A 21,114-nucleotide genomic window follows, 5' to 3' on the forward strand; every position below is an offset into this window, starting at 1 on the left:
TTTGAGTAAAAAATTTGGGCTAGGCAAAGGTTTAGGAGCTCTAATACCAGAAGATGATATTTTAGAAGGAAAAAACACTATTACAAATATAGAAATGAATTTAATTAAAGCTAATGAAGATCAGCCCAGAAAAAATTTTGATGAAGAAAAAATAGAACAATTAGCAGAATCTATAAAAGAGCATGGGGTTGTTCAGCCAATTGTTTTAAAAAGAGATAATGATACATATATTATTGTAGCAGGAGAAAGAAGATGGAGAGCAGCTAAAAGTATTGGACTTAAAGAAATTCCTGCTATTGTTATGGATTTGACTGATAAACAAGTACTTGAAATATCTTTAATAGAAAATATACAAAGGGAAGATTTAAATCCAATTGAAGAAGCATTAGCTTATAAAAAATTAATTGAAGAGTTTAACTTAACTCAGGAGGAATTAAGTAAAAGAATAGGTAAATCCAGAACAGCAGTAACAAATATACTTAGATTATTAAATTTAGATGAACGAGTTCAAGAATATATCATTGATGGAGTTATAACAGAAGGTCATGGACGAGCTTTATTATCTGTTACAGATAAAGATACACAATTTATTATTGCACAGACTATTATTGATGAAGGTTTAAATGTAAGAGATACAGAAAAATTAATTAAAAATTTAGGCAAAGAAAAGAAAAATTCTAATAAAGAAAAAGAAAATATTTATCATAGCGATATTAGGAGTAAGTTAGAAACTTATTTTGGTACAAAAGTTTCTCTTGTTAATAAAAAAAATAAAGGTAAAATTGAAATAGAATTTTATTCCGAAGAAGATTTACAAAGGATATTGGACATTTTAAATATATAAAAGAAATTCTATGTTTCACGTGAAACATTTTAAAGGGGAGTAAAATATGGACAATATTATAAATATACTTAATAACTTTGCGCCTTATATTATATTAGTACTTTTATTTATTGTAATTATTTTAATTATAACTGTAATTATTTTAATAAAAAGTGTAAATAGAGTTGAAAGAAAATATAAAAAATTTATGAGAGGAGTTAACAATAAAAATTTAGAAGAATTAGTAATAGGCTATTTAGATAAAATAGATGAAGTAGAAAACCAGTCTGAGTTATTAAAAGAAGATATTAATAAAATAAATAATAAATTAAAAAAATGTATTCAAAAGACAGGTGTTATAAGATATAGAGCATTTGACGATATTGGAAGTGATTTAAGCTTTTCAATAGCTTTATTAGATGATAAAAATGATGGTATAATATTAACAAGTATTTTTGGGAGAAACGAAAGTACTACATATGCAAAACCTATAGATAAAGGAATATCAAGATACGATTTATCAGAAGAAGAACAACAAGTACTTGAAGAAGCAATAAGTAAATAGTATAAAAGACCTCCTTTAAGGGAATATTAGCCTTAAAGGAGGTCTTTTATATGAAAATATGTGTAGATAACGAATTACAGCATATAAAAAAAGAATTAGAAAATAGAGGATATAATGTTGTAAATAATATAAATACTCCTGTTGATATAATAATATGCGATTTAAAAAATGGTGGATTAATTAATTTAGGATCTCAAGGTAATTTTAAAAGAGAAGGTACATTAATAATAGATGCAGGAAGTAAAAGCATAGATGAAATAGAATATATTATTAATAATAGATCATATAGTTCTTTATTTTAAAAATTATATTTATTATGTTTATTATATTTATTATGTTTATTTAGTTCTATTTTAAAATCATATATTTAGTTCTAAAGTATTTAATGCGTTATTTGTATCATTGCTTGAATTTTTCTTTTTATGTCCACCAACAGATTTTAATATAAAATGGTAAATACCTTTAGATATAACATCTGCTAAAGTCATGACAACATGAAGTCTGGTATTTTGAAGTACCATAAATTCTAAAGATCCTGATATATTTACTATGCCAGTAATACTTAGATCTCCTACAGATGGTAAATTTTTATTCATGGCGGATCCTGGATTAATAGGCTTTTTTTCTATAAATATTTTACCTACATTTTGAATGCTGCCAAGGCAAGCGTCAATAGCAACTATAAAAGGATTTATATATTCAGAATTTATTTCTTTAATAGTGCTTTCTAAATTTTTTGCGTGAATTGGATATTCTAAATTACCATATAAATAAATTTTATCTCTTATTAAAAATTTTAATTTATCTCCTACTAAAGGTCCCATACTGTCTCCAGTAGAACGATCAGTACCTATACATAAAAATATTATAGGCCTGTTTTCTTTTATAATAGGATTTAATTCTTCATAAAGTATATCTCTTAATTTAATGATTGAATTTGATTCCCTAGAATCTAAAATAAATTTTTCTTTCATATATAAAAACCTCCTATTTGGCATTTTAACCAAATGGGAGGTTTTTATACATTTATTTAAATTTTATAGTATTTTTATAGTTTTTAAAATAGAATAAAATATTACAAGAAACATACAGTAGAACATTCCTGCTATACCATTTATTTTTAATCCAATAAATATAGCCGCAAGAATTGCAACAGGGTGAAGACCTAATGAAGATGAAACAATTTTAGGTTCTAATATTTGTCTAACAATAAATACTACAGCATAAAGTATTAATATTCCAATAGCTTTAATCCAGTTATTATATAATGCATAATATATGGCAATTGGAATATAAACTGTAGCTGTTCCAAGAACAGGAAGTACATCAAAAATTGCAGATAAAATACTTAATATTAAAGCATATTTAACACCAAATATAGAAAAACCAATTAATGTTTCTAAAAATGTTATACTTACTACTATAGAATAAGATAAAACATAATTAACAAGCATTTTTTTTGTTTCACTATACATATATAAAACTTTATTTGTGCTTCCTGAAGGAATTATATGTAAAAATTTTTTCTTAGCAGATGTTAAGTCTCTAGTAAAAAAGTAAGTTGATAAAAATGTAAATACAATAATCATAATTATAGATGGAATAGAACTAAAAAAGTTTATAATCCAAGTAACAATTGATGTAATAATTTGTGCAGTTATATTAGATAATTTTGATATTGAATTAGACATATTAGATTTTATAGTATCAATAATATAAGGATCAACTCTTTCATATGAATCTTTTAAAATATTCATATATTTATCAATTAAATTAGAGTTTTGAGTTATATATACTTGAGTGTTTTTTACAAGCTGAATTGCTTCATTAGTAAGAGATATAATACCTAATGTAGTTATAAGTATTATAATAGCAAAAAATAAAAATGTAGTTAAAATAGCTGATATAGAATTTTTTATTTTAAATTTATTTACCATAAATTTTGTAGGTTTTTGGAGAAGTAAAGCGAATATAAATGCTAAAACAAATGGCAAAGTATAATTTATTGTTTTAAAAAATGTAACAAAAATTAAAGTGTATAATATAAAAAATATAGCTACTTTATCTATTTTTTCTAAAAGAGTATTCAAATATTTCACATCCCTTTCATAATATTATTTAAGCTTTCAAGTGTATAATTTACATCTTTAATATCATTAAAGAAACCAAAACTAAATCTTAAAGTACCTTGTGGAAAAGTACCTATAGTTTTATGAGCCAAAGGTGAACAGTGAAGTCCTGTTCTTGTAATTATTCCATAATTATTATCTAATATGTATCCTAATTCTGAATTATCTATTTTTGTCGAATTTATAGATATTACAGAAGTCATTTTTTTATGATTTTTAATACCATATAAAATTATATGATCCATATTAAGAAGACCTTCTATAAATTTTGAGGTTAAATATTCTTCCTTTTCTTTTATATTATAAATTCCTTCTTTATTTATAAAATTTATTCCTTCAAAAAGTCCTGCAATAGCAGGAGTATTCATAGTCCCACTTTCAAATTTATCTGGTAAAAAAGAGGGTTGAAATATACTTTCAGATAAGCTTCCAGTACCTCCTTCAATAATAGGAACAGCTTCATCATTTAGCTTATCGCTTATTAAAAATCCTCCTATACCTTGAGGACCTAATAAACTTTTATGACCAGTGAAAGCTAATGCACTTAGATTAAGTTTATAAAAATCTATTGGGATTATTCCTGCTGTTTGTGCAGTGTCTAATATAAAATATATATTATGTTTTTTACATATTTTACCTATTTCTTCAATAGGTTGAATAGTACCTATTATATTAGAAGAATGAGATAAGATTACAAGTTTTGTATTACTTTTTATTTTATTTTTTAAAGTTTCAATATTAATTAATCCTTCATTAGAGCAAGGTACTATATCTAATTCTATAAATCCTTTTTTATTTAAACTTGAAAGAGGTCTTAATACTGAGTTATGTTCCATTGAAGTAGTAATAACATGCCATCCTTTTTTTACAATACCTTTAATTAAAATATTTAATGAAAGAGTTATATTTGAAGTAAATATTACATTTTCAGGTTTATCAAAGTTAAAAAAGCTCGCAATTGCTTCTCTAGTTTTATATACAATTCTACTAGCTTCAAGAGTAGAAGAACTTCCACCTCTTCCAGGATTAGCTCCAATATTCATCATATAATTTAAAACAGATGAATAAACTTCAGGAGGCTTTGGATAAGTAGTAGCTGCATTATCTAAATAAATTTTCAAATTATCCCTCCTGCTACTTAATAATATTAAACAAATTGAGTTTTATATAATATTATTATAAAATATAAAGTATAAATTGTATATGTATTTATAAATTTAATGGTAAAAGGAGAGAAAAATGAATATTATAGATTGCAAGGGGTTAAAGTGTCCTCAACCTGTTATTAACACTAAAAATTATTTTGATTCTATTGAAGCTGGAGAGGCAACTGTTATAGTTGATAATGAAGTTGCTAAAAATAATATATCAAAATTCTGCTCAAGTAATAAATTAAAATATTCTGTTGAAGAAAGAGAAAATTTGTATTATATTAATATAAAAAAAGAAATAGATAGCTGTGAAGTTATGAATTTTGATGATAATTCATTAGTTATAGTTATTACAAGTGATAAATTTGGAAATGGTGATGATAAATTAGGAGAAACACTTATGAAAAGTTATTTATATGCGCTTTCAGAAAGTGATAAAATTCCAAATGATTTGTTATTTTTAAATAGTGGTGTTAAACTTACGTCGAAAGGATCAGAAGTACTGGAAAGTTTAAATAAGCTTAGAGAAAGAGGAGTATATATAGCAAGTTGTGGAGTTTGTTTAGATTTTTATAATTTAAAAGAAAAATTAGCTATAGGCGAAATAACTAATATGTATACTATAGTAGAAAAGATGAATAAGGCATCAAAAACTATAAAAATTTAATGATGGAAGGAAAGTTATGGATAAATATTATATATTAACATTTGAAAATACTCACAATGCAATAAATTGTGAAAGTGTGTTTAAAAATAATAATATTAAAGCAGTAGTTATGCCAACTCCAACTTTTGTTACCAAAAGTTGTGGTATAAGTTTAAAAGTTTATGAAGAAGAAATAGAAAAAATCAAAGTTTTAATGAAAGATAAAAAAGTAAAAGTTAAAGGAATTTTATTAAAAGAAGGAAGTAGCTTTAAAGAAATAAATTTGATATAGTATAATTATAATAAAGAATTAGTAATGAAAAAACAAATAGTTCATTATTAATTCTTAATTTTTTATGGGGGGAATACGTATTGAAAGATTTATTTAATTTTAAATTTGATTTAAATAGCGGAGGCATAAATATAGGGAATATTCATATTTCAGCAGAACAAATTAGTAATGGAGTTTTTAAAATTATAAAAATACTGCTTATATTAATATCTATGTATTTAGCTGTTAAGATAGGAAGTTCTATAATACATAAATTTATGGAAAGTCAAAGAAAAAGTAATCTTAAATTTACATTAGACGAAAAAAGAAGCAAAACATTAGAAGCTATTTTAAAGAGTGTACTTAGATATACAATATATTTTATAGGTATAATAGCAATAATAAGTCAAATTTTTGGAAACATTGTATTAACTTTTGCCGGTATAGGAGGTGTCGCAGTAGGTTTTGGAGCACAAAGTTTAATTAAAGATATAATTAATGGATTTTTCATATTATTTGAAGAACAGTATTCTGTTGGAGATTATGTTCATATAGATGATAAAAGTGGAATTGTTGAAAGTATAGAGTTAAGAGTTACAAAACTTAGAGATTTTAGCGGAGATGTTCATATAATACCTAATGGTTTAATTTCTAAGGTTACTAATCATTCTATAGGTTATCAAAGATTTTTAGTAGAAATTGATATAGCGTATGAAGAAGATATAGATAAGGCAATTGAAGTTTTAAATAATATGTGTGAAAATTTTAAAGAAAAAAATAAAAATTTAATTGAAGGTCCAACTGTAGCAGGGGTTAGTGCTTTAAAAGATAGTGCTATAACTATAAGAATTGTAGGGAAAGCTAATGCAATGAGCCAATGGGAAATAGAGATGGAATTAAGAAAAGAAGCAAAAAAAGCTTTAGATAAAGCACATATAGAAATACCTTACCCAAAGAGAATAATAATTAATGGAAAGGATGAATATAATGCCTAAAATATTTTATCTTGGTGATATAGTTGAAATGAAGAAAAAACATCCATGTGGTAGTAAAGAATGGGAAATAATAAGATTAGGTGCTGATATAAAAATAAAATGCTTAGGCTGCGGCAGATTAGTTATGCTTGAAAGAAGTAAATTTGAAAAAGGAGTAAAAAAAATTATAAAGCAGAATATACCTGAAATATCAGAATAAAGTACTTGATTTATATCTTATTTAGTAATATAATTATATTTCGTAGTCCCTGCTGTGAGTTTCACAGCCGTTAAGTCCGAGGGGAGGAGGTGAAATCTAATGAGAAAATATGAAACTATATTCATATTACACCCTTCATTAGACGAAGAAACTGTTAAAGCTAACGTTGAAAAGTTTAAAGGTGTAATAGAAAATGGTGGAGGAGTAGTTGATAACGTAGATTTTTGGGGCAAGAGAAAACTTGCTTATGAAATAGATAAAGTTAACGAAGGATACTACACTCTAATAAATTTCAGTGCTGATTCTGAATTACCTAAAGAGTTAGATAGAAATTTCAGAATTACTGATGGTGTTATAAGACATATCATAGTTAAAGAAGAAAAATAAGGTGGTGTATTATAAATGAATAAAGTAGTTTTAATAGGTAGACTTACTAAGGATCCTGAACTTAAATTTACTCCAGGAACCGGAACTGCTGTTGCCACCTTTACTTTGGCCGTTGATAGAAGACTTCCAAACAAAAATGGTCAAAGAGAAGCCGATTTTGTACCTATAGTAGTATGGGGTAAGCAGGCTGAATCTACTGCTAATTATATGAGCAAAGGCAGGCTTATGGGAGTTAGCGGAAGGATACAGACAAGATCTTATGAAGCAAAAGACGGAACTAGAAGATATGTTACAGAAGTAGTTGCTGATGAAGTTCAATTCCTTGAATGGGGAAATGGAACTAATTCAAACAAATCAGCTACACAACCTAATTCTGAATATTCAGCAATGGATTTTGAAGGATCCATTTATGAAGATGAAATGACTCCAGTTGATGATGGAGACATACCGTTTTAAAATATTTTAGGTAAGGAGGGAAAAGCATGTCAAAAGAAAATGCTAAAGATAATAAAGATTTAAATAGAAAAGGCGGAGCTAGAGTAAGAAGAGCAAGAAAAAAAGTTTGTGCTTTTTGTTCTGATAATTCTACAGGCATTGATTATAAAGATGTTAGTAAGTTAAGAAAATATGTTACCGAAAGAGGAAAGATACTTCCAAGAAGAATTTCAGGTAATTGTGCTAAACATCAAAGAGAACTTACTAAAGCTATTAAGGTAGCTAGAAATATAGCTTTATTACCTTTTACTACTGAATAAAATAAGTTTTTATAAGGGTTTCTGATTTATTTCAGGAACCTTTTATTTTTATAAATTATATTATAAATTTATATTATAATTATTTAACAAAAGTTTTTTATTAAATATTGCTCAGTATATATAGATGCAATAAAAATTTAAAAACACTATAAATTATATAGTGGAAATTAATTTACAGCTTATTTTGGGTTAATAATATAATTTTTAAATATTATAAAAATTTATAGTGAAAGTTATTTTAGAAAGTATTAAACTTTAATTATAATATTATAAACAAACTTGTGGATAAATATTAAAAATTATCCACAAAAAAACTTTTTGATGTATCAATATTTTTTTAGTATACACAGCAAAGTCTGTTGATAATGTTGATAATTTATAAAAATAATGTGGATAATTTTTATGGAGATGATATTTTGTTTATAAATGATAAAATAGAATTAGCTAAATTTTTATATCGTCCAAATAGATTTCAAGCTTTTGTTAATTTAAATGGTATAGAAACAATGGTACATGTCCCTAATACAGGAAGAAACAAAGAAATATTAATTTCTGGATGTACTGTTATACTTAGAGAAGGAAATAATCCTATGAGAAAAACTAAATATGATTTAATTGCTGCATATAAAGGTGAAAAACTTATAAATATAGATTCTCAAATTCCTAATAAAGTTGTAGAAGAAGCTTTAAAAGAAGGAAAAATAAAAAAATTGAAGAATTATAATAATATTCAAAGAGAAAAAATTTTTGGTAAAAGCAGGTTTGATTTTAAACTTCAAAATGAATATGGAGAAGAATATTATCTTGAAGTTAAAGGAGTTACTTATGAAGAAGATGGAAAAGTATGTTTTCCAGATGCACCTACAGACAGAGGCAGAAAGCATTTATTAGAGCTTATAAATGTAAAAGAATCTGGTAAAGGGGCAGGAGTACTTTTTTTAATTCAAATGGAAAATATAAATTATTTTACTCCTTTTGATGAAAGAGATAAAGCTTTTGGAGAAACATTAAGATATGCTAAAAAAAGAGGAGTAGATATATTTGCTTATGATTGCAAAGTAGGAGAAAATTATATAATTTTAAATGAAAGCATAGAAGTTAAGTTATAGAAATATAATTTGAAAGGTGTGAAACTTTGTGAAATTTAAATACTGTCCTAAATGTGGGAAAGAGCTTGAAATAAAATATAGTTATGATGAAGGAGGAGTTCCTTACTGCTCAAAAGATGATATTATGTTTTTTGATACACCTAAACCTTGTATAATAGTGGCTGTTATAAAGGACAGTAAAATATTACTTTTAAAGCAAAGTTATATATTTAAAAATTCTAAAGTTTTAGTATCAGGGTATGTTGTAAATGGAGAAACTGTTGAAGATACTGTAGTTAGAGAAGTTAAAGAAGAAACAGGAATAACTGTTGGAGATATAAAATATTTGGGAAGTGAATATTTACCTTCTAAAGAAATAATAATGCTTACCTTTATGGCAAAATTTATAAAAGGAGAATTAACAAAATCTTTAGAGGTTGAACAAGCTTATTGGGTTAATTTAGAAGATGCATTGAAAGAAATGAAAGAGGATGAAATAGGTAAAAGAATTGTAAAAAAAGTTTTAAAAGAAATTTCTGCAAAAAATTAATATTATTATACAAGTAATTATTTTTACTAATCTTTAAGTACAAAATATTATTTTTAAAATATTTACAAAAATTTTATTATGACATAATTATTATAAATTATAGTATAAAAGTATAATTTAAACAAAATTTAAGTTTAGGATGGTTGATTATTATGAATAAATTTGTACCAGAAATAAAAGGAACTTTAAGAAACCATATTATTGAACTTCCAAAGGTTATTAGCGATGCAAGCGGTATAAGAGTTTTTGGTAAAAGATTAAAATCATTTGTTTTTACTACAGATGTAGCTGTAATTAGAAATACTAATGCTGATGCTGTTATAGCAGTATATCCATTTACTCCTCAACCTGTAATTACTCAGGCGTTAGTTTTAGCAGCAGATGTTCCTGTATTTTGTGGAGTTGGAGGAGGAATTACAACAGGTAAAAGAGTAATAAATTTAGCTTTAGATGCGGAATTTAAAGGAGCTATGGGAGTAGTTTTAAATAGTCCTACACCAAATGAAGTATTAAGACAGGTTAGAGAAACTATAGATATACCTATAATTATTACTGTAGTATCTGAATTTGAAGATATTAATGCAAGAATAGAAGCAGGAGCTACTATATTAAATGTATCAGGAGCTAAAAGGACAGCTGAAATTGTAAGGAAAATTAGAGAAAAATATCCCACTTTTCCTATAATTGCTACAGGAGGACCTACAGAGGAGACTATTAAAGCTACTATTGAAGCTGGTGCAAATGCTATAACTTATACACCTCCTGCAGCTGCAGATATTATGGGGGAATTAATGATTAATTATAGGGAAAAATATAAAGAGGAATTTCCTAATATATAAAAGAGAGGTAAAAATGAAAGGAATATTATATTATTTTAGTGGAACGGGTAATACTAAATGGGTAGCAGGAATATTTCAAAAAGAATTTGAAAAATTTTCTCAAGAGTTAGATATAAAAAGTATTGAAAGAGTGGAAAAAGTTGAATTAGATGAATGCGAATATGTAATAATAGGGACCCCAGTATACGGAGAATTACCTCCTAAGATAGTAATTGATTTTATAGATAAATTTCCACAAAATACAAGTAATATAAAATTTATTTTGTATTCTACTCAAGGAAGTAAAAAATCCGCTGCTATAGATTATATTAGCAAAATTTTAAAGAAAAAAGGTTATGATGTTTTTATAGAAGTTTCTTTTAAAATGGCAAATAGTTATTATTTTGGATTTGGAGAAAAAATAAGTAAAGAAGAAATAGATAAATATTTAAAAGATGCAGAAAAAAAAGTTAAAAATATAGTAGAAGAATTTTCAAAAGGGAATAAAGTTATAGAAAAAGTTTCAGTACATAAAAGAATATATGCTAAAATTTATAATCATAGTTTTAATAAACTTTTGCCTAAGCTTTCTTCTAAATTAAGTTCTACGAATGAATGTAAAAAATGTGATCTTTGCTTAAAAAATTGTCCCAATGGAAATATAACTATAGAAAGAGGGCAAGTAAGTTTTCATAGTAATTGTATGATGTGTTTAAGATGTATACATTTATGTCCTTATAATGCTATAAGATATAAAGGTAAAAAAATAGAACAAATAATGAAAGATAGAATAAAAATTTTAGATTTAAGATAAATTGAAAAAGGGGGATAAAATATGGCTGTAGGAGGAGATAACTGTAAAATCTGCCCCGAGTTTTTAGAAAAAAGATGTGATGGTAAAGCAGAAGATTGTATATGCAGAAGATGTCCAAGAAATTTTGGAAAATGTTTAACAACAAAATATTGTACAGAAACAGAATCAATTCTTTACATATAGTAAAAATGTATAATGTTTAAATAATAAATTTTATTATAAATGTTTATAAAATTTATTTCCCAGGAAAATTATATTTTTAAAGACTGATTTAAAAAAATAAATCAGTCTTTATTTTTTTATAATTAAATTTAAAAAAGTGGAAATAATAATTTTATATGAGCTAAAAGGAGTGAAAATAATGCTATTAAATATTGATGAAAGTCTTGTTGGTGAAAATTGCCCGCATTATGATGCAGTAAATATTTTTTATAAAGCTAATATGACTTATTTAGCTCGTAGTTGTCAAAAATGCTGTAATTATATTAATGGAAATTGCAGTAAAGGATTTTTTAATGAAATTTACAAAAATTTAAGTATCAATTAAGGAGGATTTTTATGAAAAATACAGCTGGAGAAGAACAAATGATGATGGTAGCAGCTAATTGCTCTGGATATGAAGCAATTTCTAATGCTATGACAAATAGTATTGGAGGTTGTAATTCTAAAAGTTGCAGTAATTGCAAGCATTGGTCAAATCAAAATTGTAGTATTAATTTATTTGATTCAGTTCTAACTAGTGTAGATCAAACATAAAATAAACATAAAATAAAAAAGACTATTTCAAAGCAGATATATGTTGAAAATTGAAGAGAATATAAAAAATATTATTATTAAATTAAGCATATCCTTTGAAATAGTCTTTTTATTTTTCATTAAAACATTGAGAAATTTATATCAAAGTGGTAAAATATTATAAATAGTTTTAAAATACAAAAAAATAAATATTTAGGGGGGTATTACATGCATAAAAAATTATTTATACCAGGACCAGTTGAAGTAAGAGAAGATGTACTTGAAAAAATGGCAACACCTATGATAGGTCATAGAAGTAAAGAAGCTTCTGCACTTCAAAGAAGAATAAGTGATAAATTAAGAACTCTTTTTTACACAAAGGAAGAAATACTTCTTTCTACAACATCCGGAAGCGGACTTATGGAAGGGGCAGTAAGATCCTGCACAGCTAAAAGAGCAGCAATATTTTCAGTAGGAGCTTTTGGAAACAGATGGTATGATATGGCTAGATTTAACAATGTACCTGCTGATTTATATGAAGTACCTTGGGGAGAAGCAACTCTTCCAGAAACTGTTGATAAAGTTTTATCTACTGGGAAATATGATCTTATTACTATAACTCATAATGAAACATCTACAGGTGTTATGAACCCGGTAGAAGAAATAGCAGAAGTTATGAAAAAATATCCTGAAGTTGTATATTGTCTAGATACTGTAAGCTCTATGGGAGGAACTAAAATTGAAGTAGATAAACTTGGGGTTGATATATGTATAACTTCTACTCAAAAAGCAATTGGACTTCCTCCAGGAATGGCAATATGTTCTTTTTCACAAAAAGCTGTAGAAAGAGCAAAAAAAGTACCTTTCAGAGGATTATATTTAGATCTTCTTTCATTGTATGAATATATACAAAAGAAAGATTATCAATATCCATCTACACCATCACTTTCTCATATGTTTGCATTAGATTATCAATTAGACAGAATTTTAGAAGAAGGTCTTGAAAATAGATTTAAAAGACATAAAGAGATGGCAAATATTGTGAGAGAATGGGCTAAAGAACATTTTGAAATACTTCCTAAAGAAGAATACATGTCAAATACAGTAACTACTATAAAAAATACTAGAGATATTGATATATCTGATTTAAATAAAAAACTTGGCGAAAGAGGATTCCAAATATCTAACGGTTATGGAAAATTAAAAGATAAAACTTTTAGAATAGCTCATATGGCAGATTTAACTGTAGAAGATATAAAAGAGCTTTTAGCTAACATAGATGATATACTTGGATTTTAAATTCTATAAATAGGGGGCTTAAATATGACAAGAGTATTAGTTACAGACGGTATGGAAAAATCAGCTGTAGAAGAACTTAAAAAAAGAGGATTTGAAGTAGTTGAAAAATTTTATGATCCAGAAAATTTAGGAGATGCATTAAAAGATTTTGATGTACTTGTAGTTCGTTCTGCAACTAAGGTAAGAAGGCCTATAATAGATAAAGCAGCAGAGGGAGGAAGGCTTAAACTTATTATAAGAGGTGGAGTAGGAGTAGATAATATAGATGTAGAATATGCTCAAGAAAAAGGTATAAAAGTTACCAATACTCCAAATGCAAGTAGTATTTCAGTAGCAGAGCTTACAATAGGGCATATGTTTGCACTTGCAAGATTTATAAATATGTCTAATGTTACTATGAGAGAAGGAAAATGGGAAAAAAAGCTTTATGAAGGTGTAGAACTTTATGGCAAGACTTTAGGACTTGTAGGTTTTGGAAGAATTGCCAGAGAAGTTGCTAAAAGAGCATATGCTTTAGGCATGAAAATATTATATACAGATATTCTAGGAAAAGTAGATGGATTTGATGAATATGAATTTACTGATATGAATGATCTTTTGAAACGTTCAGATTTTATATCACTTCATATACCTTATGATAAAGAAAAAGGTGCAGTTATAAGCTATGATGAATTTAATTTAATAAAAGATGGTGCTTATTTAATAAATTGTGCTAGAGGTGGAGTTGTTGATGAAAAAGCACTTATTGAAGCTTTAGACAGCGGAAAATTATCTGGTGCTGCTATTGACGTTTTTGAAGAAGAACCAACTAAAAATGAAGAACTTTTAAAGCATTCCAGAGTTTCTATAACACCTCATATTGGGGCATCTACCGTAGAAGCACAAACCAGAATAGGTGAAGAGATAGTAAGTATAATTACAGAATACTTTGCAAATTAAAACAGGAGGATAAAGCTTATGGCTGTAATAAGACCTTTTAAAGCCATTAGACCTAGAAAAGAGCTAGCTTCAAAAGTTGCAGCTCTTCCTTATGATGTTATGACTTCTAAGGAAGCTAGGGAAATTGCAAAAAATAATCCATATTCTTTTCTTCATATAGATAAAGCTGAAATAGATTTAGATGAAAAAATAGATATATATGATAAAAGAGTATACGAAAAAGCAAGAGAAAATTTATATAAGATGATAGATGATGGCGTTTTTATACAAGACGATAAGCCTAGTTTATACATATATAGGCAGATAATGAATGGAAGAGTTCAAACAGGATTAGTATGTTGTACTTCTATTGATGATTATATGAATAATGTTATTAAAAAACATGAACATACAAGGGCAGATAAAGAACAAGACAGAATAAATCATGTTGATTATTGTAATGCAAATACAGGGCCTATTTTTTTGACATATAAAGCTAAAGATGAAATTGATAATATTATAGATAGGCTAGTAGAAGAAGAACCTATTTATAATTTTACTTCAGAAGATGGAATAATTCATATGGTATGGATAATAAAGCGTGATGAAGATATTAAAACTTTATGCTCATTGTTTAAAGATGTAGATTCTCTTTATATTGCAGATGGTCATCATAGAGCCGCTTCAGCAGTAAAAGTTGGTGAAATGAGAAGAAAAGAACATCCTAATTTTACTTCTGAAGAAGAATTTAATTATTTTTTATCAGTTTTATTTAGAGATAAAGATTTATTTATTATGGATTATAACAGGGTTGTCAAAGATCTAAATGGTCTTACAACTGATGAATTTATGTTTAAAGTTTCAGAAAAATTTAAAATAAATCTATATGAAGGCGTAGGACCTTACAAACCTTCTTGTAAACATACTTATGGAATGTATTTAGATGGTAAATGGTACGAGCTTATAGCAAAAGAAGGAACTTATAACCCTAATGATCCCGTTGATAGATTAGATGTTTCTATTCTTCAAAATAATTTATTAAATCCTATTTTAGGAATAGAAGATCCTAGAACAGATAAAAGAATAGATTTTGTTGGTGGTATAAGAGGATTAGAGGAATTAGAAAGAAGAGTAAATGATGGAATGAAGGTAGCTTTTTCTATGTATCCAACAACCATTGAAGATTTAATGGCTATAGCGGATGCTGGAAAAGTTATGCCTCCTAAATCCACTTGGTTTGAACCTAAACTTAGAAGCGGACTTTTCATTCATAAATTAAGTTAATTAAGCTAATTATGGTATATAGGGTATTGAATAAATTTATAAATTATAAATAAAAAACCATAGGATAATACTCGCCTATGGCTTTTTATTTATAATTTATGTATAAATATTTTAAGAAAGTTTGGTGACAATATGAAAAAATATTTGGAAATGTTTATTTCGTTTTTTAAGATAGGAGCTTTTACTATAGGAGGCGGATATGCAATGGTTCCTCTTATAGAGGCAGAAGTTGTAGATAAGAAAAATTGGATTAAAAAAGAAGAATTTTTAGATATGCTGGCTATTGCTCAATCTGCTCCGGGGCCCATAGCTATTAATACAGCTGTATTTGTAGGATATAAAACCGGAGGAGCTTTAGGTGTTTTAGCTACAACTTTAGGTTCAATACTTCCTTCATTTATAATAATATTAGTTATTGCTTCATTTTTTACAGAAATAAAAGATAACTTAATAGTTGAAAGAATGTTTAAAGGAATTAGACCTGCAGTAGTAGCATTGATTGCAGCACCTGTTATTAGGCTTGGTAAAGATGCAAATATAAACAAAAAGACAATTATAATTCCTATTATAACTGCAATTTTAGTTGCTTTTTTTAATGTTACAGCTATATTTATTATTATTGCAGCTGCTTTAGGCGGCAATTTATATTCTAGTCTTATAAGGAGAAAAAGAAAATGATTTATTTTAAATTATTTTATACATTTTTTAAAATAGGGTTATTTAGCTTTGGGGGAGGGTATGCTATGCTTCCCCTTATTCAGCAAGAGGTTACACTATCTAATAAATGGATTACTGTAAAAGAATTTATTGATATTGTAGCAATATCACAGATTACTCCAGGGCCTATTGCTATAAATAGTGCTACTTATATAGGTTATAAAATTTCAGGAATTTTAGGTTCGATATTTGCTACTATTGGAGTTGTTATGCCTTCTATAATTATAATGCTCATTATATGTAAGTTTTTCTTTAAATTTAAAAATAATAAGTATGTAGAAAATGCTTTTTTAGGATTAAGACCTGCAACAGTTGGTCTTGTAGCTGCAGCAGCTATTTTAGTATCTAATAGTTCTTTTATAGACTATAAAAGTGTAATTATATTCTTATTTGCATTTATAGCATCATATAAATATAAAGCTAATCCTATACTTTTGACTATAATTTCAGCAATTATTGGATTAGTACTTTATAAATAAAAAGGAAATAGTAAAAAATATTTATATAATTTATAAATAAAAAATGTAAATAAAAAACAGTACATAAATTATAAAAAATTTTATGTACTGTTTTTAACTTATATAAATTTTAATTTATTTATTTTTATAATATTTTAATATTATTTAGAAATAAAATGATTCGGACATTGATGATCCAATTGAAAATAAAAATATTATAAAAAGAATAATTAATACAATTCCTATAGCCATCAAAATAAGATAAGCTCTAGCAAAGTTCTTTTTATTTATATTATAATCTCCAAAGCCCCAAACAAATAAAAGTATAATGTTTACTAATGGAATAGACATTAAAAGTAGCATTATTAAATATTGTCCCATGGATAATGGTGAATTATCTATATTTTTAAAATTTTGATAATGCTGTTCTTGTGTATATGGCTGATAAGATTGATTATGTTCATTTTGATTAAATTCTCCCAATTAATTTTCTCCCTTCATTTTGCTTATATGTATATTATACAAAAAAAATAAAAATATTAATACTAATTTTAAATATTTTTATTTGTAATTTTAAGATTATACTACAAAATGCTGTTTAAATATAAATTAATATAATGTATAATATACATAAATTTTAATTACAAAGGAGAGAAATGTATGGCTCAGCATTCATTGTCAAGGACTGAACTCCTTATAGGTAAAGAAGGTTTAGAAAAACTTAAAAATAGTAAAGTAGTTGTTTTTGGAATTGGAGGAGTTGGAAGTTTTACAGTAGAGGCACTTGCAAGAGCAGGAGTTGGAAGTTTAGTACTTGTAGATGATGATACTGTTTGTTTAACTAATATAAACAGGCAGATTATAGCAAATTTTAAAACTATAGGGAAACCTAAAGTTGATGTTATGAAAGAAAGAATTTTAGATATAAATAAAAATTGTAAAGTTATAACACATAAAACTTTTGTTACACAAGAAAATATTCAAGAAATTATAACAGAAGATGTAGATTATGTAGTTGATGCCATAGATACAGTTACCTCTAAGATTGCAATTGTTATTTGGTGTAAAGAACATAATAAAAGAATAATAAGTTGTCTTGGAACAGGTAATAAACTTGATCCAACTAAATTTAAAATTGCTGATTTATATGAAACTAAAATTTGCCCTCTTGCAAAAGTTATGAGATATGAACTTAAAAGAAGAGGGGTAGATAAATTAAAAGTACTTTATTCTGAAGAAAAACCAATAAAACCAAGATCCGAAGAAGTTATAAATTGTAAAAATGGGTGTGTATGTACAAATGAAAGCAGTAAAAGATGTTCTATGAAAAGACAAATTCCAGGGAGTATATCTTTTGTACCTCCAGTTGCTGGAATGATTATAGGAGGAGAAGTTATAAAAGATTTATTAAATATTAATAATAAAATATAAAATAAAAATATTACTTTAAAATTGTATATAAATTTAAAAGTTTAATGTAACTTTCTAGTAAATAATAATCCTAGCATAAAATATATTTTATGCTAGGATTATTTATTTTATTAAACTAATTTGGTATTTAATTTTCATGATGTATATAATAATTTTTATAAATAAATTTTATTATTTATTATTGATATAAGAATATAACGAAGGATATACATTTAAATTTTTCATAAGATTTAAATATTCTTCTAAGGCTTTAGTATCTTCTTCTTTTGTTTTAATGGCTCTTATCATAAGGTTTTTAGGAGTTTCAAGAGGTGATATATATTCTACAACTGATACATCATATCCTTTAGCTTCAAGGAATAAAGATCTCATACCATCTGTAAGTATATCTGCCATTCTAGATTTTAAAATACCATGTTTTAATATAGATTTAAAAGGCTCATAAGAATATTGATTTAAAAATTCTCTATGACAGCATGGTACGGCTATTATAACATCTGAATTTACTTTAATTCCTAAAGCTAAAGCCATATCTGTAGCAGTATCACAGGCATGGAGTGATATTACAACATTTATTTTTTTATCTGGTACATAGTTATTTATATCAATAGCATGAAATTCCATATTTCTATATCCTAAATTTTTTGCCATCTTTTTTGATGAATTTATAACGGATTCTGAATAATCAAGACCTATAAAATGACATTTTTTCTTTTTAACTTCTGTAAGATAATAATTTAAAACAAAAGTAAGGTAAGATTTACCACAACCACAATCTAATATATTTATAGTTTGATTTTCAGGGAGCTTATCAATTACTCCTTCAAGAAGTTCAACATAATGATCTATTTGATTATATTTTCTTATTTTATCATTTTTTATTTTACCATCCTGAGTCATTATACCTATTTCTTTAAGAAGGGCATCTGCTTTGCCAACCTTTATGTAGTAATCTCTATTTAAAAGGGAAGAAGTTTCTAAAGAATTATGAGAAGCTTGAATTTCTTCACTCTTATTTTCTGTATTTGTCATTTTTACATTTTTATTATCTGCAGTAATTAATATATCTGTACCTCTTTCTTTATATATAAGTGATAGATTGTCATAAATTGCTGCATCTTCAGATATTTTTTTAAAAATATCATCTATAGTAAAATAATCTGTTCTTCCATTAAAATTATATTTAATTTTATTATTTTCTAACTTTCCAACTCCTTTAAACTCTTTTAAGCCAGTAGAAAAGGTCACATAAATGCCTTTAAAAATTAAATTATTTTCATTAAATCTATTTTGAAGTCCTAAAAAAAATAAATTTAACTTATTAATACTTTGCTTATTCATCATAACACTTCCTTATTTTATGTATTTTAATGCACATTACAAAAATTTAAATCTATACATAATAGAATAATAATCTTCTCTATTAAGAATAAAATATATTCTCTTCTTGTTAAATTATCATTTTCTTAAATTATATTTATAGTATTTAGTCTTCATTTTTGATATCTACAATAATAATATAATCATATATAATATTATTTACAACACTAAAAAATACATATGATATAATATTATTAGATTTTTATGCTCAAATATAAATTTAAAAATTATATAGAATTTTTAAATTTGATATATCTATAATTAATTTATTTAGTAGGATAATAAACTTATCTTTAAAATAATAAAATATATTTAGATTTAGATGATTGCATTATATTAGATTATATTTAGTTTTAATATTGTTAGATGTTTATTAATAATTTTTATAGTAAAAGGAGCATTTATATGGAAAAAGAAGAAAATGTAACTTTATCGCCAGTTAAAGGGAAAGAAAATGAATATATAATTAAAGATTTTATGGGAATAACTTTAGGTAGAATTTTTATAATAGAACTTTCAAAAGAAAATAAATTTTGTAGTTTTAGGGTTAAATTTTATAGAAATGAAGGTAATGGATATAAATTATTAGAAAATGGATTAAAAATACTTTTAAATACATTATTTAAAAATATGGATATATTTAAAGTAGATGTTTTTGCTTATGAAGATATAAATATAAGAGCATTTACTGAACTTGGATTTGAATTAGAAGGAGTTATTTACAATAGTGTTATAAATAATAATTTATATAAACATGAACTTTTATTTGGAATAGATAAAGAAAGATTTCAAAAATTAGATAGAAATAAAGCTTTAAGTCTTAAAGGCAAATATATAGAATTAAGATTATTAATGCCTGAAAATGCAAAAGAAGTTTTAGATTATTATATAAAAAATAAAGATCATTTAAAAAATTTTGAACCAACAAGAGATGATAATTTTTATACATTAGAAGTACAAAGAAAAGATATTTTAGAAAATTATAAACAATATTTAAATGGTAATAGTATAAATTTTGGTATATTTAAAGAAAATAAATTTATAGGGAAAATAAGATTATCAAATATAGTGATGGGTATCTTCAAAAATGCCTTTGTTGGATATTCTATAGATAAAGATGAACAAGGTAAGGGGTATATGAAAGATGCTCTTAAAACAGTTATAAACTATGCTTTTAATAATTTAGGAATTCATAGAATAGAAGCATCCACTTTATTAGATAATTTTAAATCTCAAGCGGTATTATTAGCATGTGGTTTTAAAGAAATAGGTATAAGTAAAAATTATTTATACATAAATGGAGAATGGAAAGATCACAAAATATTTTATATAACAAATGATAACATATAAAATACATATGTTATTTATACAGTTCCAGGTGTGTCTATAAATGATATTAAGAGATAAAAAAAGAAATAAAGAGAAATTTAAAGATATTTGTTATAAATAAAAAAATTTTAGATGCACATAAAAATTTATCATGATATTATATAAAACGTCGCTGAGATAAGTCGACAGTTAATCACTTGAAAATATAAGTTTTAAATAAAAAAACTATTGACAAGTAAAAAAATAAGTGATAAACTATAAAAGCTGTCGGATGATGGCGAAATGATTGGTCTTTGAAAATTAAACAGAGAATAAGGTAATAACCAGCAATTCTTTTGATAAATAAAGCATGAGCTTAAAATCAGACTTTTA

29 protein-coding genes are annotated in these 21,114 nt (G+C 25.5%); 24 read left to right on the forward strand and 5 right to left on the reverse strand.

Features of this window, described 5'->3' with window-relative positions; translation table 11 throughout:
- The first annotated feature begins 1 nt into the window (after position 1).
- The 3 genes from B5D11_RS11590 to B5D11_RS11600 are packed head-to-tail and all read left to right on the forward strand — an operon-like array spanning position 2 to position 1,690.
- Entirely contained in the window at positions 2-844 is an 843-nt protein-coding gene (locus B5D11_RS11590; RefSeq protein WP_078683189.1) for a ParB/RepB/Spo0J family partition protein, read from the forward strand.
- 46 nt (positions 845-890) lie between these two features.
- The gene (locus tag B5D11_RS11595) at positions 891-1,388 is read left to right on the forward strand and encodes a DUF4446 family protein (protein WP_078683190.1); all 498 of its coding nucleotides are present in this window, start codon (positions 891-893) and stop codon (positions 1,386-1,388) included.
- A gap of 50 nt (positions 1,389-1,438) precedes the next feature.
- Complete coding sequence (locus tag B5D11_RS11600; protein ID WP_078683191.1) at positions 1,439-1,690, forward strand: YkuS family protein; 252 nt, start codon at positions 1,439-1,441, stop codon at positions 1,688-1,690.
- Between the two features lie 57 nt (positions 1,691-1,747).
- On the opposite strand, the gene yyaC is transcribed toward B5D11_RS11600, so the two are convergent.
- From yyaC to B5D11_RS11615, 3 genes are all read right to left on the reverse strand, one after another.
- Positions 1,748-2,362, reverse strand: coding sequence for a spore protease YyaC (gene yyaC / locus B5D11_RS11605; RefSeq protein WP_078683192.1), 615 nt, complete (start codon positions 2,360-2,362; stop codon positions 1,748-1,750).
- 63 nt (positions 2,363-2,425) lie between these two features.
- Entirely contained in the window at positions 2,426-3,478 is a 1,053-nt protein-coding gene (ytvI, locus tag B5D11_RS11610) for a sporulation integral membrane protein YtvI (RefSeq protein ID WP_078683193.1), read from the reverse strand.
- Positions 3,479-3,483: 5 nt separating this feature from the next.
- A complete protein-coding gene (locus B5D11_RS11615; protein ID WP_078683194.1) occupies positions 3,484-4,638 on the reverse strand; it encodes an aminotransferase class V-fold PLP-dependent enzyme in 1,155 nt (384 codons plus the stop codon).
- A gap of 118 nt (positions 4,639-4,756) precedes the next feature.
- Here B5D11_RS11615 and yedF point away from each other — a divergent pair, with 118 nt between their 5' ends.
- From yedF to B5D11_RS11705, 19 genes are all read left to right on the forward strand, one after another.
- Positions 4,757-5,335, forward strand: coding sequence for a sulfurtransferase-like selenium metabolism protein YedF (yedF, locus tag B5D11_RS11620; RefSeq protein WP_078683195.1), 579 nt, complete (start codon positions 4,757-4,759; stop codon positions 5,333-5,335).
- A gap of 16 nt (positions 5,336-5,351) precedes the next feature.
- On the forward strand, positions 5,352-5,606 hold the full coding sequence (locus B5D11_RS11625) for a DUF3343 domain-containing protein (protein ID WP_078683196.1): 255 nt from the start codon (positions 5,352-5,354) through the stop codon (positions 5,604-5,606).
- A gap of 80 nt (positions 5,607-5,686) precedes the next feature.
- The gene (locus B5D11_RS11630; protein WP_078683197.1) at positions 5,687-6,580 is read left to right on the forward strand and encodes a mechanosensitive ion channel family protein; all 894 of its coding nucleotides are present in this window, start codon (positions 5,687-5,689) and stop codon (positions 6,578-6,580) included.
- Positions 6,573-6,779 (forward strand): DUF951 domain-containing protein, encoded by a 207-nt coding sequence (locus B5D11_RS11635; protein ID WP_078683198.1) that lies wholly within the window; start codon positions 6,573-6,575, stop codon positions 6,777-6,779. The genes B5D11_RS11630 and B5D11_RS11635 overlap by 8 nt, the downstream gene beginning before the upstream one ends.
- A 99-nt stretch (positions 6,780-6,878) precedes the next feature.
- Positions 6,879-7,166, forward strand: a complete 288-nt coding sequence (rpsF, locus tag B5D11_RS11640) for a 30S ribosomal protein S6 (protein ID WP_078683199.1) — start codon at positions 6,879-6,881, stop codon at positions 7,164-7,166.
- 15 nt (positions 7,167-7,181) lie between these two features.
- Entirely contained in the window at positions 7,182-7,622 is a 441-nt protein-coding gene (ssb, locus tag B5D11_RS11645; RefSeq protein WP_078683200.1) for a single-stranded DNA-binding protein, read from the forward strand.
- 26 nt (positions 7,623-7,648) lie between these two features.
- Positions 7,649-7,921 (forward strand): 30S ribosomal protein S18, encoded by a 273-nt coding sequence (gene rpsR, locus B5D11_RS11650; protein WP_078683201.1) that lies wholly within the window; start codon positions 7,649-7,651, stop codon positions 7,919-7,921.
- 416 nt (positions 7,922-8,337) lie between these two features.
- Positions 8,338-9,030: a DNA/RNA nuclease SfsA gene (gene sfsA / locus B5D11_RS11655; protein ID WP_228202026.1), complete on the forward strand. Its 693-nt coding sequence runs from the start codon at positions 8,338-8,340 to the stop codon at positions 9,028-9,030.
- A gap of 28 nt (positions 9,031-9,058) precedes the next feature.
- Positions 9,059-9,559, forward strand: a complete 501-nt coding sequence (locus B5D11_RS11660) for an NAD(+) diphosphatase (RefSeq protein ID WP_078683203.1) — start codon at positions 9,059-9,061, stop codon at positions 9,557-9,559.
- A 152-nt stretch (positions 9,560-9,711) separates the two neighbouring features.
- Positions 9,712-10,398: a hydrolase gene (locus tag B5D11_RS11665; protein ID WP_078683204.1), complete on the forward strand. Its 687-nt coding sequence runs from the start codon at positions 9,712-9,714 to the stop codon at positions 10,396-10,398.
- A gap of 13 nt (positions 10,399-10,411) precedes the next feature.
- Positions 10,412-11,191, forward strand: coding sequence for an EFR1 family ferrodoxin (locus B5D11_RS11670; RefSeq protein ID WP_078683205.1), 780 nt, complete (start codon positions 10,412-10,414; stop codon positions 11,189-11,191).
- Positions 11,192-11,212: 21 nt separating this feature from the next.
- Positions 11,213-11,374, forward strand: coding sequence for a hypothetical protein (locus tag B5D11_RS12725; protein ID WP_164850212.1), 162 nt, complete (start codon positions 11,213-11,215; stop codon positions 11,372-11,374).
- A gap of 178 nt (positions 11,375-11,552) precedes the next feature.
- Positions 11,553-11,738: a hypothetical protein gene (locus B5D11_RS11675; protein ID WP_078683206.1), complete on the forward strand. Its 186-nt coding sequence runs from the start codon at positions 11,553-11,555 to the stop codon at positions 11,736-11,738.
- A gap of 11 nt (positions 11,739-11,749) precedes the next feature.
- Positions 11,750-11,947 carry a hypothetical protein gene (locus tag B5D11_RS11680; RefSeq protein WP_078683207.1) on the forward strand — a complete coding sequence of 66 codons (198 nt, stop codon included), beginning with the start codon at positions 11,750-11,752 and terminating at the stop codon, positions 11,945-11,947.
- Positions 11,948-12,154: 207 nt separating this feature from the next.
- A complete protein-coding gene (locus B5D11_RS11685) occupies positions 12,155-13,225 on the forward strand; it encodes a pyridoxal-phosphate-dependent aminotransferase family protein (RefSeq protein WP_078683208.1) in 1,071 nt (356 codons plus the stop codon).
- 24 nt (positions 13,226-13,249) lie between these two features.
- Positions 13,250-14,164 carry a D-2-hydroxyacid dehydrogenase gene (locus B5D11_RS11690; protein WP_078683209.1) on the forward strand — a complete coding sequence of 305 codons (915 nt, stop codon included), beginning with the start codon at positions 13,250-13,252 and terminating at the stop codon, positions 14,162-14,164.
- 18 nt (positions 14,165-14,182) lie between these two features.
- Positions 14,183-15,427 (forward strand): DUF1015 domain-containing protein, encoded by a 1,245-nt coding sequence (locus B5D11_RS11695; protein WP_078683210.1) that lies wholly within the window; start codon positions 14,183-14,185, stop codon positions 15,425-15,427.
- Between the two features lie 132 nt (positions 15,428-15,559).
- Positions 15,560-16,105, forward strand: a complete 546-nt coding sequence (locus B5D11_RS11700; protein ID WP_078683211.1) for a chromate transporter — start codon at positions 15,560-15,562, stop codon at positions 16,103-16,105.
- Positions 16,102-16,623: a chromate transporter gene (locus B5D11_RS11705; protein WP_078683212.1), complete on the forward strand. Its 522-nt coding sequence runs from the start codon at positions 16,102-16,104 to the stop codon at positions 16,621-16,623. The genes B5D11_RS11700 and B5D11_RS11705 overlap by 4 nt, the downstream gene beginning before the upstream one ends.
- A 144-nt stretch (positions 16,624-16,767) precedes the next feature.
- Here the strand turns inward: B5D11_RS11705 and B5D11_RS11710 are convergent, their stop codons facing one another.
- Entirely contained in the window at positions 16,768-17,085 is a 318-nt protein-coding gene (locus B5D11_RS11710; protein WP_228202025.1) for a hypothetical protein, read from the reverse strand.
- Positions 17,086-17,262: 177 nt separating this feature from the next.
- On the opposite strand from B5D11_RS11710, the gene B5D11_RS11715 reads away from it, so the two are divergent.
- A complete protein-coding gene (locus B5D11_RS11715; protein ID WP_078683213.1) occupies positions 17,263-18,033 on the forward strand; it encodes a tRNA threonylcarbamoyladenosine dehydratase in 771 nt (256 codons plus the stop codon).
- Between the two features lie 171 nt (positions 18,034-18,204).
- Here B5D11_RS11715 and B5D11_RS11720 read toward each other — a convergent pair whose 3' ends face one another.
- Positions 18,205-19,374: a class I SAM-dependent methyltransferase gene (locus B5D11_RS11720; RefSeq protein ID WP_078683214.1), complete on the reverse strand. Its 1,170-nt coding sequence runs from the start codon at positions 19,372-19,374 to the stop codon at positions 18,205-18,207.
- A gap of 444 nt (positions 19,375-19,818) precedes the next feature.
- Between B5D11_RS11720 and B5D11_RS11725 the strand changes: the two genes are divergently transcribed.
- Entirely contained in the window at positions 19,819-20,763 is a 945-nt protein-coding gene (locus B5D11_RS11725) for a GNAT family N-acetyltransferase (RefSeq protein ID WP_078683215.1), read from the forward strand.
- Positions 20,764-21,114 lie beyond the last annotated feature (351 nt).

The sequence above is a fragment of the Clostridium sp. USBA 49 genome (genome assembly GCF_900167505.1).
GTDB classification, from domain to species: domain Bacteria; phylum Bacillota; class Clostridia; order Clostridiales; family Clostridiaceae; genus Clostridium_AT; species Clostridium_AT prolinivorans.

Coding starts and splice junctions, on each gene's coding strand:
- B5D11_RS11700 (WP_078683211.1), top strand. CDS start 15,560: ATGAAAAAATATTTGGAAATGTTTATTTCGTTTTTTAAGATAGGAGCT.
- B5D11_RS11635 (WP_078683198.1), top strand. CDS start 6,573: ATGCCTAAAATATTTTATCTTGGTGATATAGTTGAAATGAAGAAAAAA.
- B5D11_RS11690 (WP_078683209.1), top strand. CDS start 13,250: ATGACAAGAGTATTAGTTACAGACGGTATGGAAAAATCAGCTGTAGAA.
- B5D11_RS11625 (WP_078683196.1), top strand. CDS start 5,352: ATGGATAAATATTATATATTAACATTTGAAAATACTCACAATGCAATA.
- B5D11_RS11595 (WP_078683190.1), top strand. CDS start 891: ATGGACAATATTATAAATATACTTAATAACTTTGCGCCTTATATTATA.
- B5D11_RS11600 (WP_078683191.1), top strand. CDS start 1,439: ATGAAAATATGTGTAGATAACGAATTACAGCATATAAAAAAAGAATTA.
- B5D11_RS11705 (WP_078683212.1), top strand. CDS start 16,102: ATGATTTATTTTAAATTATTTTATACATTTTTTAAAATAGGGTTATTT.
- rpsF (WP_078683199.1), top strand. CDS start 6,879: ATGAGAAAATATGAAACTATATTCATATTACACCCTTCATTAGACGAA.
- yedF (WP_078683195.1), top strand. CDS start 4,757: ATGAATATTATAGATTGCAAGGGGTTAAAGTGTCCTCAACCTGTTATT.
- ssb (WP_078683200.1), top strand. CDS start 7,182: ATGAATAAAGTAGTTTTAATAGGTAGACTTACTAAGGATCCTGAACTT.
- B5D11_RS11725 (WP_078683215.1), top strand. CDS start 19,819: ATGGAAAAAGAAGAAAATGTAACTTTATCGCCAGTTAAAGGGAAAGAA.
- B5D11_RS11680 (WP_078683207.1), top strand. CDS start 11,750: ATGAAAAATACAGCTGGAGAAGAACAAATGATGATGGTAGCAGCTAAT.
- B5D11_RS11720 (WP_078683214.1), bottom strand. CDS start 19,374: ATGAATAAGCAAAGTATTAATAAGTTAAATTTATTTTTTTTAGGACTT.
- B5D11_RS11685 (WP_078683208.1), top strand. CDS start 12,155: ATGCATAAAAAATTATTTATACCAGGACCAGTTGAAGTAAGAGAAGAT.
- B5D11_RS12725 (WP_164850212.1), top strand. CDS start 11,213: ATGGCTGTAGGAGGAGATAACTGTAAAATCTGCCCCGAGTTTTTAGAA.
- B5D11_RS11665 (WP_078683204.1), top strand. CDS start 9,712: ATGAATAAATTTGTACCAGAAATAAAAGGAACTTTAAGAAACCATATT.
- B5D11_RS11675 (WP_078683206.1), top strand. CDS start 11,553: ATGCTATTAAATATTGATGAAAGTCTTGTTGGTGAAAATTGCCCGCAT.
- B5D11_RS11695 (WP_078683210.1), top strand. CDS start 14,183: ATGGCTGTAATAAGACCTTTTAAAGCCATTAGACCTAGAAAAGAGCTA.
- B5D11_RS11715 (WP_078683213.1), top strand. CDS start 17,263: ATGGCTCAGCATTCATTGTCAAGGACTGAACTCCTTATAGGTAAAGAA.
- B5D11_RS11670 (WP_078683205.1), top strand. CDS start 10,412: ATGAAAGGAATATTATATTATTTTAGTGGAACGGGTAATACTAAATGG.
- rpsR (WP_078683201.1), top strand. CDS start 7,649: ATGTCAAAAGAAAATGCTAAAGATAATAAAGATTTAAATAGAAAAGGC.
- yyaC (WP_078683192.1), bottom strand. CDS start 2,362: ATGAAAGAAAAATTTATTTTAGATTCTAGGGAATCAAATTCAATCATT.